Annotated in this window: 14 protein-coding genes; 1 reads left to right on the top strand and 13 read right to left on the bottom strand. The window is 70.5% G+C overall.

Annotated elements, in window-relative coordinates; genetic code table 11:
- Positions 1-77: 77 nt before the first annotated feature.
- From H4N64_RS05260 to H4N64_RS05200, 13 genes are all read right to left on the bottom strand, one after another.
- On the bottom strand, positions 78-1,382 hold the full coding sequence (locus H4N64_RS05260; RefSeq protein ID WP_418896244.1) for a PP2C family protein-serine/threonine phosphatase: 1,305 nt from the start codon (positions 1,380-1,382) through the stop codon (positions 78-80).
- Positions 1,383-3,866, bottom strand: coding sequence for a serine/threonine-protein kinase (locus tag H4N64_RS05255; protein ID WP_186280917.1), 2,484 nt, complete (start codon positions 3,864-3,866; stop codon positions 1,383-1,385).
- Complete coding sequence (locus H4N64_RS05250) at positions 3,863-5,197, bottom strand: hypothetical protein (RefSeq protein WP_186280916.1); 1,335 nt, start codon at positions 5,195-5,197, stop codon at positions 3,863-3,865. Before H4N64_RS05250 ends, H4N64_RS05255 begins: the two co-directional genes overlap by 4 nt.
- A gap of 77 nt (positions 5,198-5,274) precedes the next feature.
- Positions 5,275-6,318, bottom strand: coding sequence for a glutamate ABC transporter substrate-binding protein (locus tag H4N64_RS05245; protein WP_186280915.1), 1,044 nt, complete (start codon positions 6,316-6,318; stop codon positions 5,275-5,277).
- A 14-nt stretch (positions 6,319-6,332) separates the two neighbouring features.
- Complete coding sequence (locus H4N64_RS05240; RefSeq protein ID WP_186281045.1) at positions 6,333-7,703, bottom strand: hypothetical protein; 1,371 nt, start codon at positions 7,701-7,703, stop codon at positions 6,333-6,335.
- A gap of 261 nt (positions 7,704-7,964) precedes the next feature.
- A complete protein-coding gene (locus H4N64_RS05235; protein WP_186280914.1) occupies positions 7,965-8,936 on the bottom strand; it encodes a BadF/BadG/BcrA/BcrD ATPase family protein in 972 nt (323 codons plus the stop codon).
- Positions 8,927-10,192 (bottom strand): 6-phospho-beta-glucosidase, encoded by a 1,266-nt coding sequence (locus tag H4N64_RS05230; protein ID WP_186280913.1) that lies wholly within the window; start codon positions 10,190-10,192, stop codon positions 8,927-8,929. Before H4N64_RS05230 ends, H4N64_RS05235 begins: the two co-directional genes overlap by 10 nt.
- A gap of 8 nt (positions 10,193-10,200) precedes the next feature.
- A complete protein-coding gene (locus H4N64_RS05225; RefSeq protein ID WP_186280912.1) occupies positions 10,201-11,091 on the bottom strand; it encodes a carbohydrate ABC transporter permease in 891 nt (296 codons plus the stop codon).
- Complete coding sequence (locus H4N64_RS05220; protein ID WP_186280911.1) at positions 11,091-12,026, bottom strand: carbohydrate ABC transporter permease; 936 nt, start codon at positions 12,024-12,026, stop codon at positions 11,091-11,093. Before H4N64_RS05220 ends, H4N64_RS05225 begins: the two co-directional genes overlap by 1 nt.
- Before the next feature lie 6 nt (positions 12,027-12,032).
- Complete coding sequence (locus H4N64_RS05215) at positions 12,033-13,364, bottom strand: ABC transporter substrate-binding protein (RefSeq protein WP_186280910.1); 1,332 nt, start codon at positions 13,362-13,364, stop codon at positions 12,033-12,035.
- Positions 13,365-13,416: 52 nt separating this feature from the next.
- Positions 13,417-14,628, bottom strand: coding sequence for an ROK family transcriptional regulator (locus H4N64_RS05210; protein WP_186280909.1), 1,212 nt, complete (start codon positions 14,626-14,628; stop codon positions 13,417-13,419).
- A gap of 154 nt (positions 14,629-14,782) precedes the next feature.
- Positions 14,783-15,403: a Uma2 family endonuclease gene (locus H4N64_RS05205; RefSeq protein ID WP_186280908.1), complete on the bottom strand. Its 621-nt coding sequence runs from the start codon at positions 15,401-15,403 to the stop codon at positions 14,783-14,785.
- Positions 15,404-15,551: 148 nt separating this feature from the next.
- The gene (locus H4N64_RS05200) at positions 15,552-16,643 is read right to left on the bottom strand and encodes a mechanosensitive ion channel domain-containing protein (protein WP_186280907.1); all 1,092 of its coding nucleotides are present in this window, start codon (positions 16,641-16,643) and stop codon (positions 15,552-15,554) included.
- Positions 16,644-16,943: 300 nt separating this feature from the next.
- Between H4N64_RS05200 and H4N64_RS05195 the strand changes: the two genes are divergently transcribed.
- On the top strand, positions 16,944-17,480 hold the full coding sequence (locus tag H4N64_RS05195) for an HNH endonuclease (protein ID WP_186280906.1): 537 nt from the start codon (positions 16,944-16,946) through the stop codon (positions 17,478-17,480).
- Positions 17,481-17,501: the final 21 nt, after the last annotated feature.

The following is a 17,501-nucleotide window of genomic DNA, read 5'->3' as shown; positions in this document are numbered from 1 at the left end:
CCCACCACCGGGGTGGGGCGATGTCTGATGGCGGACCGGTCCCCTCCGGTCCGTCGAGGCTTCCCCGCTGCGTGGCCTCAGGCCGATCCTGCCCCCATCGGCGGGGCCGGGAACGGCAGCACGGCCACTGTTACGTTGTCGTGGCCCCCGCCGTCGAGCGCGTGACCGACCAGCACCTGGGCGCTGTGCAGGGGGCGTACGGCCGCGTCGAGGGGCACCACGTCCGCCATCTCCTCGGCCGCCTCGGCGTAGTTCCACAGACCGTCGGTGCACACCACCACCACACCCGGCCGGTCCGGCTTGAAGGAAGCGGTGTGCGGCTCCAGTTCGTAGGCGTCCGCGCCGAGCCAGCCGGTGATCGCGTGGGCGCGCTCGTCGGCGTACGCCTCGGCCTCGTTCATCAGGCCCGCGGCGACCATCTGCGCGGCCCAGGAGTCGTCCTCGGTGAGCCGGGCCGGGGGCGCGCTGCGGTCCACCGGGACCCAGTAGACGCGGCTGTCGCCGACCCAGCCGACGACCAGCAGCCCGGAGGTGATCACGGCGCCGACGAGGGTGCAGGCGGGCGCGTTCTGGTGCGGGGCGTGCTCGCGGGCGGTGGCGGGCTCGCCGGCCAGCGCGTTGACCGCGCGGGAGGCGGCGACGATCGCCTCGTGCATGGCCTGCTGCGGGTGTGTGCCGTGCGGCAGGGCCGCCAGCAGTGTGTCGCTCGCCGCGCGGGACGCGGCCAGCGAGGCGTCGTCGGGGCGGGTCGCCGAGGAGACGCCGTCGCAGACGATCGCCAGGACCGCGGGGGAGCCGTCGGCGAGGGCCGTGCACCCTACGGCGAAGGCGTCCTCGTTGCGGTGGTGGCGCAGTCCGCGGTCGCTGACGGCGGCGATCGGGCCGCACTCCTGTTCCATGTGGTCGCGCTCGCGGGGCTGGGCGTGGCCGCAGTTCTCGCAGTAGCCGTCGTGGTCGACCCGGCCGGCCCGGCAGGCCACGCACACCTTGGCGGCCTCGGCGGGGGCGGGCTGCTCGGCGGCGATCCGCGGGTCCGGCGCCTGGAGCGGGTACTCGTCGGGCTCGGGTGCGCGGTCGAACCGTACGCCCCCGTGATCGGCAGGCGGCCGGCCGCGGCCGTCGGACGCCGATCCCTGGAGGTCGGCCGGCAGATGAACCGCTGCCGGGGTGTCCGAGCTGTCCGGCTCCGAGGCGCCCGGCCAGGCCACGTCGGCGGCGCCGGGCGGCGGGGGCGGGGCCGTGCCGTTGACGGCGGCCGGTGTGTCGGCGAGGGCGGACAGGTCGTATCCGCACTTCTCACAGAAACGGTCACCCGACTGCAGCGGTTCCGCGCAGCTCGGGCACTTCGACAGAGCGGCCTGCTGGGGCATCTGCGACATCAACTACACCCACGTCCGGGGGCGGTAACGGTTGGCACGTTCCACCAGGTCGATCCTCTCCTCGCCGCCCTGCGCGAGCCGGGCCAGCGTGCGGTACGAACGCTCCAGGCCGAACCGCAGTCCCCGCTCGTCCAGGCCGCTGCCGAGCAGCAACCGTCCCCCGGCGGCGGTGGGGACGGAACCTTGGCCACCGGAGAGTATCCAGTCCAGCGCACAGCCGAGCACCTCCGCCGCCAACTGCTCGCGGCGCGCCGGGTCCAGACCGTAAGCCTGAAGCGCCTCCACCTGGCCCGCGGCCGCGGTCAGGTCGTCCAGGAACGGTACGTCACTGCCGACGACGGTGCGCTGCCGCAGCCGCGCCCGTACGGCGGCCACGCGCGCGGCCGTGTAGTGGATGGAGCTCTCCGGCACCGACTCCAGCGTTCTGACGGCGCCGAGCCGGTCACTGCCGGCGAGCTGGACGCGAGCCAGGCCGAACGCGGCGCTCACATAGCTCGGGTCGGTCGACCAGACCAGGCGGTAGTACTCGGCGGCGTTGTCCAACTGCCCGAGCACCTCCGCGCACAGGCCGAGGGCCAGCTTGGGCGCGGGCTCGCCGGGGAAGGCGTCGTAGATCGCGTCGAAGGCGAGCGCGGCGCCCTCCTGATCGCCGGTCACCAGCGCGGCCACGCCCCGGTACCAGACCACCCGCCAGTCGTCCGGCCGTTCGGCCTCCAACTGGAGCAGGGTCTGGTGGGCGGTGCCCGCGTCGCCGTTCTCCAGCCAGGCCCGCACCTGTCGCAGCCGGGTCTCGGTGGAGGGCGCCGGGGCGGCGGCGAGCGCGCTGACGAGTTCGGCGGGCGCGGAGGTCATCAGGCCCGCGAGGAAACCGGCGTTGGGATCACCCGGGTCCACGTGCGGCACGGGCAGGGCGAGGGCCGCGGCGGGGGTGGGGACGGGCCTGACCATGCTGCCGGACAGGGCGGGGGCGGGGGCAGTGGCTGCGGTTCGGCCGCGTGCCCCCAGCCGGGAGACCTCACCGTCGAGCTTCGGGAACAACTCCGTGTCCGTGACCTTCACTTCGGGCCCGAACAGTGTCGACAGCGCGGGCCGCGCCCGGCCCGTCTGAAGCGATACGACCTCCCGGAGCACGCCCGTCAGCTGCTCCGCCATCTCCTGCGCGGAGGCGAACCGGCGGGCCGGGTCCGGGTCCGTCGCCCGGACCAGGAGCCGGTAGAAGGACTCGTACTGCCGGAAGACCTCGATGTTGTCCGGGTCGGGAAGGGAGTCCACGAAGACGTTCGTGTAGCCCTGGAAGTCGAAGGTGAGCACGGCCAGGGTGCGGGCGACCGTGTAGAGGTCGCTGGCCACCGAGGGGCCGACCTCGGCGACCTCTGGCGCCTGGTAGCCCACCGTGCCGTAGATGGCCGACTCCTCGTCGTCCATCCTGCGCACGGCGCCCATGTCGATGAGCTTGAGCTGGCTCTCGGTCTGGATGGCGTTGTCGACCTTGAAGTCGCAGTACAGCAGGTTGCGGCTGTGCAGATGGCCGAGCGCCTCCAGGGCCTCGATGCCGTAGGCGCATGCCTGCTCCACCGGCAGCGGATCGCGCTTGCCGGTCGTGGTGCGGCGGTCGTTGGCGATCTCCTTGAGGGACTTGCCGCCGACGTACTCCATCACGATGTAGCCGTCGAGGGAGCCCGTGCGCTGGTCCAGGTGCTCGACGAAGTTGTAGATCCGCACGATGTTGGCGTGCTCGATCTCCGCGAGGAAGCGCCGCTCGGAGATCGCGGCGGCCATGGCGTCCTGGTCGCCGGTGTCCAGCAGGCCCTTGAGGACCACCCAGCGGTCGGAGACGGCGCGGTCCACGGCGAGGTAGATCCAGCCGAGACCGCCGTGCGCCAGACAGCCCACGACCTCGTACTGGCCGTGCACCACATCGCCCGACTTCAGCTTCGGGATGAAGGAGTACGGGTGGCCGCACTTGGTGCAGAAGCCCTCCGTACGGCCCGGCCTCTCACCGCGCGCCCGGCCCACCGGCGCCCCGCAGTCCGAGCGGGAGCAGAACCGCTTGCGCTCGGGCACCTCGGGGTTGTCCAGCACCATCGCGCGCGGGTCGGGCCGCGGCACGTCCGGCACATCCACCAGACCGACGCCGAGCCGGCCACGCCCGGAGCTGCCGGCGGCGGAGCCGGAGCTGCGCACCGACACCGAGCGGCCGGTGGAACGGCCCGACAGGGAGCGGGAGAGCCGCCCGGACACCGAGCGGCGCGACTTCGACGACTGCGAGGACGTACGAGAGCTGCTGCGGCTGCTGGAGCGGGAACTGCCGCTGCCCGAGCCGCCCTTGCCGCCGCCCGTCACCCCGGTGGGTGTGGAGCCGACGATGCCCGAGGTGGAGACGACCGGGGCCAGACCGCAGGTGTCGCAGTACAGCTCGCCGCCGCCCACGTCCTCGTACGTACCGCCGCAGCCGGGCCGCTGGCAGGTCTGCTGTGCCTGACTCATGACCTCGTCTCCCCCCGACGATCCTCCGGACCGCCCTGCTCCGGCACGCGCGGGGCACCCAGCAGTTCGGCGGCCGCCCGCTGGTAGCGCAGGACGGCCTGTTCCGCGACGCGCAGGTCGCAGGGCGCGCTCCACAGCATGCGGCGGGCCGCGTCGTACCGCTCGATGAGGAACGGGTCCTCGGCGAGGCCGTGCCGGGCGACCTTCGCCTTGTACGCGTCCAGACGGCCGCGCAGCTCGGCGCGGACCGCGAGCGGCGCGGTGACCGCGGTCAACGACTCGCGGGCGCGCAGCAGTTCGTCCTCCGCCTTCTGCTCCAACGACTCGAGCAGCGGGGACAGCCGGTGCCACTGGGCGTGTCTGCGGTACTCGGCGGCCGTCGCCAACTGCTCCTGGAGCACGGTCGGCGGGCCGCTGACGACCGGCACCTCGGTGGCGGCGATCTTCGCCAGCACCTCGCCGCGCGCGGTGCGTGCCTCGGCGAGGGTGCGGTCCGCGCGGGAGAGCACGTCCCGCAGCTTCACCAGACGGGCCTCGGCGTCCTGGCGGACGGTGAGCACGGCGTCGATCTCCCGGCGCACGTCCTCCAGGGCGCGCGCCTCACGGTCGTAGACCGTGGTGTCCGGCTTGCCGCCACCGGGGGCCGAACTCCCGGGCGCGGGGCGCCAGAAGGCCAGCGGGTCGGACACCACCTGCTCGCGCAGGTTCGTCAGCGTGCGCGTGATGCGCTCCAGGTCGTCGCCCGCCGGGTGCTCGCCCGGGCGTACGCCCACGGAGTGCGCGAGCCTGCGGGTGCGCTGGAGCTCCGCGGCCAGTAAATCGATCCGGGCGGGCAGCGCCGACCACACCGCGTCGGCGGCGACGACCATGTCCAGGCTCGTCGCGTACAGCTCGTTCATCCGGTCCACCAGCGTGACCAGCGAGAAACGCTCGCTCAGCTTGCCCGAACCGCCGTGCAGCGTCGGCGCGTTGGCGGTCGCCGTGGCGGAACCGGCGACCGTGACGGACTCGCCGCGCAGCAGCTCGGTCAGCTCCACCAGGTCCTCGCGGCTGGACCAGCGGCGCCGGGAGCGGATCTCACGGGCGCCGCGCAGGGCCGCCGTGTAGGCGTCGAAGTAGGCCCACAGCAGCGTGATCGAGGCCTCCGCGGCCGTCCAGCGCTCCTTGGTGACGCCGGTGAGTTCGGCGCCTTCGAGGAGTCTGCGGCCCGCGTGGTCCTGGAGGGCGAGCAGCGAGGTCTCGATCGCCTCGTGCTCCGCGCCGAGCCGCGCCAGCGCACGGTCCACCTCGTCCCGGTCCATCACCGGCCCGGGGGGTCCCGTGACGCCCATCGATCACCTCTCGCTGCTGTGTTGTGTGGCTGGGGGTGTTGTTTCTCAGTGAATCCGGTGAATCCGGTGAGTCCGGTTCAGCTCTTGCGGAGGTACTGCGGTGCGGGCGGCTCCGAATCCGCAGCCTCCGTTCCCAGTGTCGCCGATAGCCACTTGTCGTACGACGCCTGCCAGCCGCCGGAGGTGTCCTTGCGGTAGTCCACCAGGATCTGGTTGACCCGGCGTACCAGATCATCGGCGTCCTTCTTCATCGCCACGCCGTAGTACTCGGTGGTGAACGCCGCGCCCTTCAGCTCGACCGTCGGGTCCTGCGCGGCCTGGCTCGCGGCGAGGGCGCCGTCGGTCACCACCGCGTCCACCTCGCCGAGTTGGAGCCGGACCAGGCAGTCGAGCTGGTTGGGGACGGTGTTGGAGATGTCGGCGGAGGCGGGCAGGTCGCCGTCCTTCTGGCCCTGCTCCAGCGTGGAGTACGCCGTCGAACCCTCCGCGGTGCATATCTTCCGCTCGGCGAGGGTGTCGTCGTAGCCCTTGATGTCCGAGGACTTGGGGGCGAGGACCTGCTGGCCGGTCTTGAAGTAGGGAGCGGAGAAGGCGACGTCGGTGAGCCGGTCGCAGTTGATCGTCATGGTGCGGACCACCATGTCGACCCGGCCCTCCTGGATCGCCGGGATGCGCTGGTTGGTGGGGATCGCCTTGAACTGCACGGCGTTCGGGTCGCCGAGGATGTCCTCGGCGATGCGGTGCACCAGGTCGATGTCGAAGCCCTCCAGCTCTGCGGTGCCGGTGCTGTTGGGGTTGCGGTAGCCCCAGCGGTAGCTGTTCTGGTCGACGCCGACGATCAGTTTGCGCTTCTCGCCCTGCCGGTTCTTGATCGCCTCGATGGTGGGGCCGTCGGCGCCGGACGGGGAGAGCGTCTGCTTCTCCGGGTCCGTGCACTCCTCCTCGGCGCGGGCGTGGGTGCCCTTGGCGATCCCCGGGCCGCCGGTGCCGGTGCTGCCGTCGCCGGAGGCCTGGGTGAGCGGCAGCAGCAGCGCGAGCACCACCGCCAGGGCGCACACGGCCGTCATCGCTCCCACTCCGCCCCAGCCCCTCAGGCTGGCCCGCAGACGTCGTGCGTGCATCGTCATGCCCCCTCTCACCGGTACTCCGACAGCCTGCGGCCGATGCCCAGGACCGCGCCGGCCGCGCCCAGGACGGCGAGGACCGCGGCGCCGATGGACAGCCCCGACATCGCGTCCAGGCCGTCGCCGGCCGCCGCCTTGAACTCGGTCGTCTCGTGCTTCAGCGCGGTGGCGAGGTTGGCGTCGACGCTGTCGAAGCACTCGCCGGTCGTGCCCTTGGCGCCGATCACCTTGTCCAGCGCCTGCTGGTACTCGCCGTTCTCGTCCTCCGCGCGGGCGGCCGAGTGGCGCTTCTTCCACTCCGTCATGTTCCCCACGGCCGCGGTGACCGGCTGCTCGCCCGCCTCGTCGTCGGCGAGCTGCTCCGCGAGGGCGAGGCCCTTGCCGAGGGTGTCCATGTCCTGCTGGAAGTCGTAGTCGTAGGCGTCGTACGTCTCCTCGCCGACCTTCTTCGTCTCGGCGCCGCGGGAGACCAGCGTCAGGTTCTCGTTGCCGCGGGCCTTCAGGGAGGCGATCCGGGCGTCGTGCAGGACGTTCAACGAGCGGACGCCGTGGTCGTAGGAGTCGTTCAGGCTCGCGCGGGCCACGCTGTGGCCGACGACCAGCCACAGCAGGACCACCGTAGCGGTGGCCGTGGCGGCGACCAGGCCGTGGTTCAGGACGCGGTTGGTGCGGCGGTAGTTGCGGTGCTGGGCCCAGGCGAGGGCGGCGAGCGCGAGGACGCCGAGGGCTATCGCGGCCCAGGGGTACGGGGTGGCGCCGTCGTAGTCGTCGCGCAGCCGCTGGTTCTCCTTCTTGTAGAGATCCTCCGCGGCCGGGAGCATCTCCTGCTGCATCTTCTCGTTGGCGTACCGCAGATAGGCGCCGCCGACCGGGAAGCCCTGGCGGTTGTACGTCCGGGCCTGCTCGACCAGGCCCTTGTACTCCGGCAGCAGGCGGTTGAGCTCGGCGATCGTCGCGGCGGACGGGGAGTCGGGGTCGGAGTTGGCCGCGGCGTTGACGAGTTTCTCCGCGGCTGTGCTGATGCCCTTCTCGTAGCGGACGCGGTTGACGCCGGTCTCCGCGCGGCCGGCCAGGAAGCCGCTGGAGGCGGCGGTGTTGGCGTCGGCGAGCGAGCGGTAGATGTCGGCGGCGTCGTTGCTCAGGGGCTGGCTGCTGTGCAGGACGTCGTCGGCGGCTGCCGTGCGGTCGGTGACCTGCCAGGCGGTGACGGCGCCGAAGGCTACGACCAGCAGGGCGAGTACGGCGCCGATGATGCGGAGCCGGCCTGGTTCCGTGGTGGCGGCGGCGCGGAGTCGGTCGAGGCCCTCGGCGAAGGCGGTGCGACGTGTTTCCGGGGGTGTGGGGGGTGTCGGCCGGGCCTGCTGTGGCGGTACCGACGGCATGGTGGGTACGCCGGGGCCCGGTGGTGCTGTGCTGCTCTTCGTCGGCTGTGTCACTTCGACCTCCCCCATGGTCATCCGTCGCCCGCAAGTATCACTGGCGGGACTGACATTCGTCACGGTGGGTCCGCCGGCGGCCTTGCAGTATCCCGGATCACCCCCTGCCCATGAATACGCCCAGCGAATCGGTTCGGTTCCGGTGGGGGGTGCGTTGGGGGTACGCCGGGTCCTGGTTCGCCCCCGCCGGACGGGCTGAAGGGAGTTTTACCGCTCGTAGTACGCCCTCACCCTTCTCTCCGCCCCCACCTTCGCCCCCACCCGGTCCAACCCCAGCAGCACGGCGCCCACCACCGGAGGTGCCGTCACCACTCGGGGTACTGCCTTTGGGGCTCGTGATGTCAGCAAGTTCCGTATGGCGTCGTCCAGTTGGGGGTGGTGGGCCGCCAGGACGCTGCCGCCCAGGATCACCGGGGTCTCCTCCGTCAGGAGGTCCAGTCTCGTCAGGGCCACCGTTGCCATCGCGACCACCTCCTCCGCCAGGCGGTCGACCAGGGAGCGGGCCACCGGGTCGCCCTCCGTGGCCGTCGTGAAGAGGACCGGGGTCAGTTCGTGGCGGCGGGACTGGGGGATGTGTTCCAGGTGCAGGGCCTCTATCAGGGCCTGCATCGACCCCAGGCCGAAGTGGGCCGGTAGTGCGGACGCCAGTGCCGTCGGCGCGCCCCGGCCGTCCTCCGCCCTTGCCGCGTGCCACAGGGCCTCCTCCGCCAGGCCCCAACCCCCGCCCCAGTCACCGGAGATGCGACCCAGCGCGGGGAAGCGGGCCGTGCGGCCGTTCGGGAGCATGCCTACGCAGTTGATGCCTGCCCCGCAGACGACGGCCACGCCTCGTGGCTCGGCCACCCCCGCCCGCAGGATCGCGAACGTGTCGTTGCGGACGCCGACCGTCGTTCCCCACGCGCGCGCGTGCAGCGCGGCCGCCAGCTGTTCCTCCTCCACCGGGAGGTCCGCGTTGGCCAGGCATGCTGACACATGGGTCACCGAGTCCACACCTGCCTCGGCGAAGGCCCGCCCCACCGCGTCCGCGACCTTGTCCACCGCCGCCGTCACCCCGACCGCCGGCGGCCGGAACCCGCCTCCTCGTGCCGTTCCGATGACCTCCCCGTCGGCCGTGACCACCGCCACGTCGGTCTTGCTGTTCCCCGCGTCGACGGCGAGAACAGTGCCCGTCACGCCCACGCGAGGTGCTCCCGGTTGTGCGCGATCAGCCGGTCGGTGAGGACCTCGGCGTACTCGTACTGGCCGATCAGCGGGTGCGCGAGCAGTGCCCGGAACACCCGGTCCCGGCCGCCCCGCAGCGCCGCCTCCAGCGCCAGGTGCTCGTAGGCCGTCACGTTCGCCATCAGCCCCGCGTACAGCGGATCCACCTCCGGCACCGGCAATGGCGCCGCGCCCTGCGGGCCCATCGCGGCCTGCACCTCCACCACCGCGTCGTCCGGGAGGAAGGGCAGCGTGCCGTTGTTGTACGTGTTCACCACCTGGTACGGACTCCCGCCCCCGCCCAGCAGCGCCGCCGCCAGATCCACCGCGGCCTCCGAGTAGTACGCCCCGCCCCGGCGGGCCAGCAGCTCCGGCTTCTCGTCCAGCGCCGGGTCGGCGTACAGCTTCAGCAACTGCCGTTCCATCTCCGCCACTTCGACCGCCCGCGAGGGCTTCGTACGCAGTTCTCGTACGACCTCGTCGTGGGCGTAGTAGTAGCGCAGGTAGTAGGAGGGGACCACGCCGAGGCGGTCCAGTACCGCGCGTGGGAGATGGAGGGCGTCCGCTATGCCCTCGCCGTGCTCGGCCAGCAGTTTGGGCAGGACGTTCTCGCCCTCCGGGCCGCCCAGCCGTACGGCCGTCTCCCAGGTGAGGTGGTTCAGACCCACGTGGTCCAGATGGACGTCCACCGGGGCGACCCCGAGCAGGTCCGCGAACCTGCGCTGGAATCCGATCGCCACGTTGCACAGCCCGACCGCCCGGTGCCCCGCCTGGAGCAGGGCCCGGGTCACGATCCCCACCGGGTTGGTGAAGTCGATGATCCACGCGCGCGGGTTGGCCCGCCGGACCCGTTCGGCGATGTCCAGCACCACCGGCACCGTCCGCAGCGCCTTCGCCAGGCCGCCCGCGCCGGTCGTCTCCTGGCCGACGCAGCCGCACTCCAGCGGCCAGGTCTCGTCCTCGTTCCGGGCCGCCTGGCCGCCGACGCGGAGCTGGAGCAGCACGGCGTCGGCGTCCTCCACCGCCCGGTCCAGGTCGTCCGTCGTGACCACCCGTCCCGGGTGGCCCTGTCGGGCGAAGATCCGGCGGGCCAGGCCGCCGACCAGTTCGAGGCGCTCGGCCGCCAGGTCCACCAGGACCAGCTCCCGCACCGGCAGGGTGTCCCTCAACCGGGCGAAGCCGTCCACGAGTTCGGGGGTGTAGGTCGAGCCTCCGCCGACCACCGTCAGTTTCATCGTGCGGGTCAACCCTTCACTCCGGTCAGCGTGACACCCTCGACGAACGCCTTCTGAGCGAAGAAGAACACGAGGATCACGGGGGCCATGACCAGCACGGTCGCGGCCATGGTCAGATTCCAGTCGGTGTGGTGCGCGCCCTTGAAGGACTCCAGGCCGTAACTGAGCGTCCAGGCACCGGGGTTCTCGGAGGCGTAGATCTGCGGGCCGAAGTAGTCGTTCCAGGCGTAGAAGAACTGGAACAGCGCCACGGCGGCGATACCGGGCTTCGCCATCGGCACCACGACCCTCAGCATCGTCCTGAGCTCCCCGCAGCCGTCCACGCGGGCCGCGTCCAGGTATTCGTTGGGGATCGTCAGCAGGAACTGGCGCAGCAGGAAGATGGAGAACGCGTCCCCGAACGCCATCGGGATGATCAGCGGCCACAGGGTGCCCGACAGATCCAGCTGCTTCGCCCAGAACAGGTACATCGGGATGATCACCACCTGCGGTGGCAGCATCATCATCGCGATGACCAGCATCAGCGACAGATTGCGGCCCCTGAAGCGGAACTTGGCCAGCGCGTACGCCACCGGGAGCGACGACACCACCGTGAGAACCGTGCCGAGGCCGGCGTACAGGAGCGTGTTGCGCCACCAGGTGAGGAAGCCGGGGGTGTCGAGGACCCTGCGGTAGTTGTCCCACTGCCAGGTGTCGGGGACGAGGTCGCGGGTGAGCGCCTGCTCGTCGCTCATCAGCGAGGTCAGGACCACGAAGACGAAGGGGAGCGTGAAGAAGAGCGCGGCGGCCACGCCGAGGGCGTGCACGGCGATCCACTCCAGCAGAGCCCTTCGGCGGGCGATGCGCACGGCCTCGCCCACCGGGCCCAACTCCACGGGTCTTTCCAGTACTTGAGTCATCAGTCACCTGCCTGGAGCAGCCCGCCCCGGCGGCGCATCAGCAGCGCCGTGAAGGCCATGGCGAGGGCGAAGAGAACCAGCGCGACCACACAGGCGCCGCCGTAGTCGAAGCGTTGGAAGCCGAGGTTGTAGACGAGTTGGGGGAGTGTCAGGGTCGACTTGTCGGGGTAGCCGGGCTCGAAGTGCTGCCCCGAGCCGCCGATGACGCCCGAGGCGACCTTCCCGGCCACCAGCGGCTGGGTGTAGTACTGCATGGTCTGGATCACGCCCGTGACCACCGCGAACAGCACGATCGGCGAGATGTTCGGCAGCGTCACATACCGGAACCGCTGCCACGCCGAGGTCCCGTCGAGCTCGGCGGCCTCGTACTGCTCCTTCGGTACGTCCAGCAGCGCGGCCATGAAGATGACCATCAGGTCGCCCACGCCCCACAGGGCGAGCGCGGTGAGCGCCGGCTTCGACCAGTCGGCGTCCGTGAACCAGCCGGGAGTCGGCAGGCCCATCCCGTCCAGGATCGAATTCACCGGCCCCGTACCGGGGTTGAGGAGGAAGACGAAGGCAAGGGTGGCGGCGACGGGCGGGGCGAGATACGGCAGGTAGAAGAGGGTGCGGAAGACGCCGGCGCCCGTCTTGATCTTTGTGATCAGCAGGCCCACCCCGAGTCCGAACACCACCCTGCAGGTGACCATCACCAGCACCAGCCACAGGGTGTTCCACAGCGCGGGCCAGAACATGGGGTAGTCGGAGAAGACGTACGTCCAGTTGTCCAGGCCCCGGAACTCGGGGGTGTTGAAGCCGTCGTACCTCATCAGCGAGAAGTACAGGGTGGAGATCAGCGGGTAGGCGAAGAAGACCGAGAAGCCGATCAGCCAGGGGGAGAGGAAGGCCAGCGTCCGCAGGGCGGACCTGCGGCGCCGTACGGCGAGCGTGGACATGGGCGGTTACTTCGCCTGCTCGATGTCGCGGTCGATCTGCTCGGCGGTCTTTCGCAGGCCCGCCTTGAGGTCCTTCACCTTGCCGGACTCGTACTGGTAGCCGAAGTCCTCCAGCGTCAGCAGATAGGTGGCGCCGTCGACGGAGGCCGGGGCGGTGGTGGACTCCGGGTGCTGGGCGATGTCCAGGAAGGTCTTGAAGGCCGGGTCCGTCTTCAGGTCGGGCGACTTCAGGGCGTCGAAGGTGGACGGCACGTTGTGGATGGCGTTGGCGAAGGCGACGACGGCCTCGGTGTCGGTCGTCATGTACTTCACCAGCTCCCAGGCGGCGTTCTGCTTCTCGCTCTGGGGTGCGATGCCGATGATCGTGCCGGAGAGGAAGCCCTTGCCGTACTCGCTGACCTCGTCGTCGGCGACCGGCAGCGGCGCGGTGCCGATCTCGAAGTCGAGCCCCGCGTCCTGGGCCATGCCAAGACGCCACTCGCCGTCGAGCTGCATGGCCACCTGGCCGGTGTGGAAGGGATGTTCGGCGCCCCACTCGTCACCGAAGGTGTTGCGGTACTTCTCCAGCCTGGTGAACCCGCCGAGGTCGTCGATGAGCTTCTTCTGGTAGGTGAACATCTCCGCGAAGCCCGGGTCCTCGGCGATGCTCGACTTGCCGTCGGCGTCGAAGTAGGAGTGGTCCCACTGGGACATGTAGTGCGAGACGACCGTCTCGTAGCCGTGGTACGTCGGCATGAAGCCGAGCTGCTCGTAGGAGTCGCCCTTGGGCTTCGTCAGTTTCTTGGCGACCTCGGCGAACTCCGACCACGTCTTGGGCGGGGCCTTGATGCCGGCCGCTTCGAAGGCGTCCTTGTTGTAGTAGAGGCCGTAGGCGTCGCCGAGCAGGGGCAGGGCGCAGCGCTTGCCCTCGAACCGCGTGTAGTCGAGCATCGGCTTCGGGATCATCGCGTCGAGGTCGAGCTTCGACTTCTCGATGAACGGCTTCAGGTCGAGGAAGGCTCCGGAGGCGCAGAACTTGCCGACGTTGGAGGTGGTGAACGACGACACCACGTCGGGACCGTTCGAACCGCCCGCGCGCAGCGCCTGGTTGAGCTTGTCGTCGTTGATGTTGCCGACGACCTTCACCTTGATGTTGGGGTGCGCCTTCTCGAATCTGGCGACGTTCTCCTCGACGGCCTTCACCTCGGCGGGCGCGCTCCAGCCGTGCCAGAAGGTGAGGGTGGTCTCGGCGTCGGGGTCGTCGTTCGCGCCGGAGCCGGAGGAGCCGGTGCAGGCGGTGGCGAGGAGGGCGAGGGAGGCGGTGAGGACGTAAGCCGCATTTCGGGCTGATATGGGCATGGTGAAGCTCCCTAGGGGGCGGACGGGGGCTGTTGCTCAGTAGCTCAGCTGTTCAGCGCGAGGTGTCGAAGACCTCGTCGCGGGTTGTCGCCAGCGCGCTCTCCAACGCGCCGCGCAGCACGGGGTGTTCGGTCACGTCGCCCAGCACCAGACGGGGCCGGGAGGCGGCGAGGTCCGCCAACTCGGCCTGGACGAGGGCCAGCAGCCGCTCACCGCCGGAGGCGAGGGCGCCGCCGCTGAGGACGACGAGTTCGGGGTCGAGCACGGAGACGAGCGAGGCGAGACCGGTGGCCACACCGGTCGCGTAGGTGGTGAGGAGCCGGCGCTGGGGGTCGGCGCCACTGTCCGCGACCCGCGCCAGCAGTTCGGCGGCGACCTCGGTGTAGGGGCCCTCGGGGATGTCGTCGATCCCCAGCTCCCGGGCGAGCCGTGGGAGGACCTGGGCGCCGGCCAGCTCCTGGTAGCCGCCGCTGTTGGCCCGGGTCACCTGGCGCACCAAGGGCGCGCCCGGCACCGGAAGGAAACCGACCTCGCCCGCGCCGCCGGTCCAGCCGCGGTGCAGCCGGCCGCCGAGGACCAGGGCGGCGCCGAGGCCTTCCTGGTTCCACAGCAGCACGAAGTCGTCGTGTCCGCGGGCGGCGCCTATGCGCTGTTCGGCGACGGCGACGAGGTTGACGTCGTTCTCGTACTCCAGCGGCATCGGCAGCGCGGCGGCGAGTTCGTCCAGCAGTGCGGGGGAGTGCCAGCCGGGCAGGTGGGCGGCGTAGCGCAGACGGCCGGTGGAGGGGTCGAAGGCGCCGGGGGTGCCGATGACGAGCCGGTGGACATCGTCCCGGGTCAGCCCCGCGGCCTTCACCGCGCCGTCGAGCGCGGCGGTGACCTGCTGTACTACGGGCTGTGTGGGGCGGCGGCCGGGGGTGGGCAGCTCGAACTCGCCGACTGTCTGTCCGGTGAGGTCGGCGACGGCGGCGCGGAGGCGGTCGGGGGTGACATCGAGTCCGGCGGCGTACGCGGCGGCGGGGTTCACGGCGTACAGCTGGGCGCTCGGTCCGGGGCGTCCCTCACTGGTGCCGGTCACGCGAACCAGTCCGGCGGCCTCCAGGCGGGCGAGCAGCTGCGAGGCGGTCGGCTTGGAGAGACCGGTCAGCTTGCCGATCCTCGTCCGGCTGAGTGGCCCGTGCTCCAGCAGCAGATCCAGCGCCGCCCGGTCGTTCATGGCGCGCAGCACGCGCGGAGTGCCCGGCGTACCGGCGGTTCCTGCCATGTCGACACCTGCCTTTCGGGGTCAGCTTCTCATGGTGCGCTGCCCTGGAGAGCACTGTTAGGAAGGTTTCCTATCAGTGTCAGGAAGGTATGCCGAGCGGTAAGGGGGCGTCAATAGGGGGTGGGGTCCGGCTGTCGAGTCGTTACCCGGGAGATCAATGCTCCAGGAAGGGGGCTGTGTCGAGGGTGGGGTACGGGTCCGGGAGGGTGAGGGGTTTGCCGAGGACCGCCGTGGTGCCCGATGCGTAGTGGGCCTTGGTGGGGTCGTCGCCGGGGTGGATCGGGTTCGAGTAACAGTGGGCTGTCCGTGTGGTGCGGTTGATCAGTACGTAGAGCGGGATATCGGCTGCCGCGTAAGCCGAGAACTTGGCGCCGGTGTCGATCGCGTGGTTGGTGGACGTGACCTCGCCCACCAGGGCGATCATGTCGGCCGGATACCAGCCCTTGTGGGCCGCGAGGTAGGCCGCATCCAGGTCGGTGGGCTCGCGGCGGAGAACGTAGAAGTCGGGAACGACCAAGGACATGGTGCTGCCGTCCTTGTCGGCGGCCCGGAAGCCCATGCCCATGCCGGCCAGCTCGAATCCGGCCATGGTGAACTGGATGGCTAGCCGGTAAGCGCCGTTGCTGTGGTTGTAGTTCGGCTGCGGCGGCACGATGACCATTCCCTCGATGTACTCGGCTCGAATCGGCAACGGCGACGCCTCTTCGATCGCGCTCAACAGGTCGATGGGGTCCATCTGCGTCATGACCGGCTCCGGGATGGGTTCGGCGCTCATCGCTGGTTCTCCTCGTCACGCTGCTGCCAGGCTAAGCCCGCGTCGGGTGCCCCGGCAGAACGATGGGGCACCCCGTGCGCTCCCGGCGCCGGAATGCCCCACCTCTTCACTCGAACGAGTGTGCTGAACCGTTACGGCGGCCGGGGTCCTACTTCGTCACGCTCGGCGGCGTCAGCGGCGTCGCCGCCTGGGCCTGCGGGGAGGAGGTGTTGGCGTAGGCCGACGGGGCGGCCATGCCCGCGGTCGGATCGGCCGCGGCCGCGTCCTCCACGGCCGGCAGCGGGCCGCCGACGATCTGGATGTCCGCCGCGTCGAAGGCCCGCTTGATCCGCCAGCGCAGCTCGCGCTCCACGGTCAGCGACTTGCCCGGCATGGTCTTCGCGGAGACCCGGACCACCATGGACTCCAGCAGAACGCTGTCCAGGCCGAGGATCTCGATCGGGCCCCACAGGAGCTCGTTCCAGGGCTCTTCCTTGCTCATCCGCTCACCGACCTCGGCGATCACGGCCTTCACCCGGTCCAGGTCCTCGGAGGGCCGGACGGTCACATCGACACCGGCCGTCGACCAGCCCTGGGAGAGGTTGCCGATCCGCTTGACCTCGCCGTTGCGGACGTACCAGATCTCGCCGTTGTCGCCGCGCAGCTTCGTCACGCGCAGGCCGACCTCGATCACCTCGCCGGAGGCCACACCCGCGTCGATCGAGTCGCCGACGCCGTACTGGTCCTCAAGGATCATGAAGACACCGGAGAGGAAGTCCGTGACGAGGTTGCGGGCGCCGAAACCGATCGCCACACCCGCGACACCGGCCGAGGCCAGCAGCGGCGCGAGGTTGATCTCGAACGTGCCGAGGATCATCAGGGCCGCGGTGCCCATGATCAGGAAGCTGGCCACCGAGCGCAGCACCGAGCCGATCGCCTGCGAGCGCTGGCGCCGGCGCTCCACATTGACCAGCAGACCGCCGATCGCCGTGCCGTCGACCGCCTGAACCGTGCGGTTCATCCGGTCTATGAGCTTGGTGATCGCCCGCCGCACCACCACTCTCAGCACCGCCGCGATCACCAGGATCAGCAGCACCCTGAGGCCGATCGCGAGCCAGGTCGACCAGTTCTCCTCGACCCAGCCGGCGGCGTTGGTCGCGCTCTCCTGGGCGTCCTGGAGGGAGGGGACCGCCGGCGTGGTCTCCGAGGGGGACGGGGTCGGTGTGGAACCGGCGGCCAACAGGACGGCGGACAAGGACACGGCGGGTACCTCCAGGTGCGGCGTCTGCCTCCCGGTACAGCGGTCAAAGGGCGTCAGGTCATCAAGGTCACGGAAAGGTCACCGAGGGGGCAGACCCACCACACTAACGGTGCATCGTGGGTGGATCGTCGCAATGTTCGGGGGAGAGACCGTACTCACCTGGGGATGAAGAAAGGTGTGGTCGAAAACACTCTCAGCCCGTTACCTGGACATGGTGGCGCTTTCACCAGGCCTGAGGGGAGACTGACTACAGATCGTCCCGGCGCGAGCCACGCGCCGCCGACGCCCAAGGAGGCATCCGTGCCGCATGTCCTGGTCCTCAACGCGTCGTACGAGCCACTCGGCGTCGTACCGCTCCGCCGCGCGCTCGTCCTCGTGCTCGAAAACAAGGCCGTATGCCTTGAGGAGTCCGGCGCCTTCATGCACAGCGCAACCGTCACAGTCCCCGCACCAAGCGTGGTCCGGCTCAAGCGATTCGTCCGGGTTCCCTATCGGGGGCCCGTTCCTCTTACCCGTAGGGCGCTGTTCGCGCGCGACGGGGGCCGGTGCATGTACTGCGGTGGCGTCGCAACCAGCGTCGACCACGTCATCCCGCGCAGCCGCGGGGGCAAGCACGTCTGGGACAACGTGGTGGCGTCATGCCGCCGCTGCAACCACGTGAAGGCCGACCGTCACCTGTTCGAGATCGGCTGGCGGCTGCGGCACAAACCGGCTCCGCCGACTGGTCTTGCCTGGCGCATCATCGGGACCGGGCATCGCGATCCGCGCTGGTTGCCGTACTTGCAGCCGTACGGCGCGGATGACGCCATGGCCCGGATCGACGGCATTTCTGCCTGAGATCCGGGCCTTTGCGATTTC

The sequence above is a fragment of the Streptomyces cupreus genome, from assembly GCF_014257025.1.
GTDB classification, from domain to species: domain Bacteria; phylum Actinomycetota; class Actinomycetes; order Streptomycetales; family Streptomycetaceae; genus Streptomyces; species Streptomyces cupreus.
This window is presented reverse-complemented; position numbering and strand designations above follow the sequence as displayed.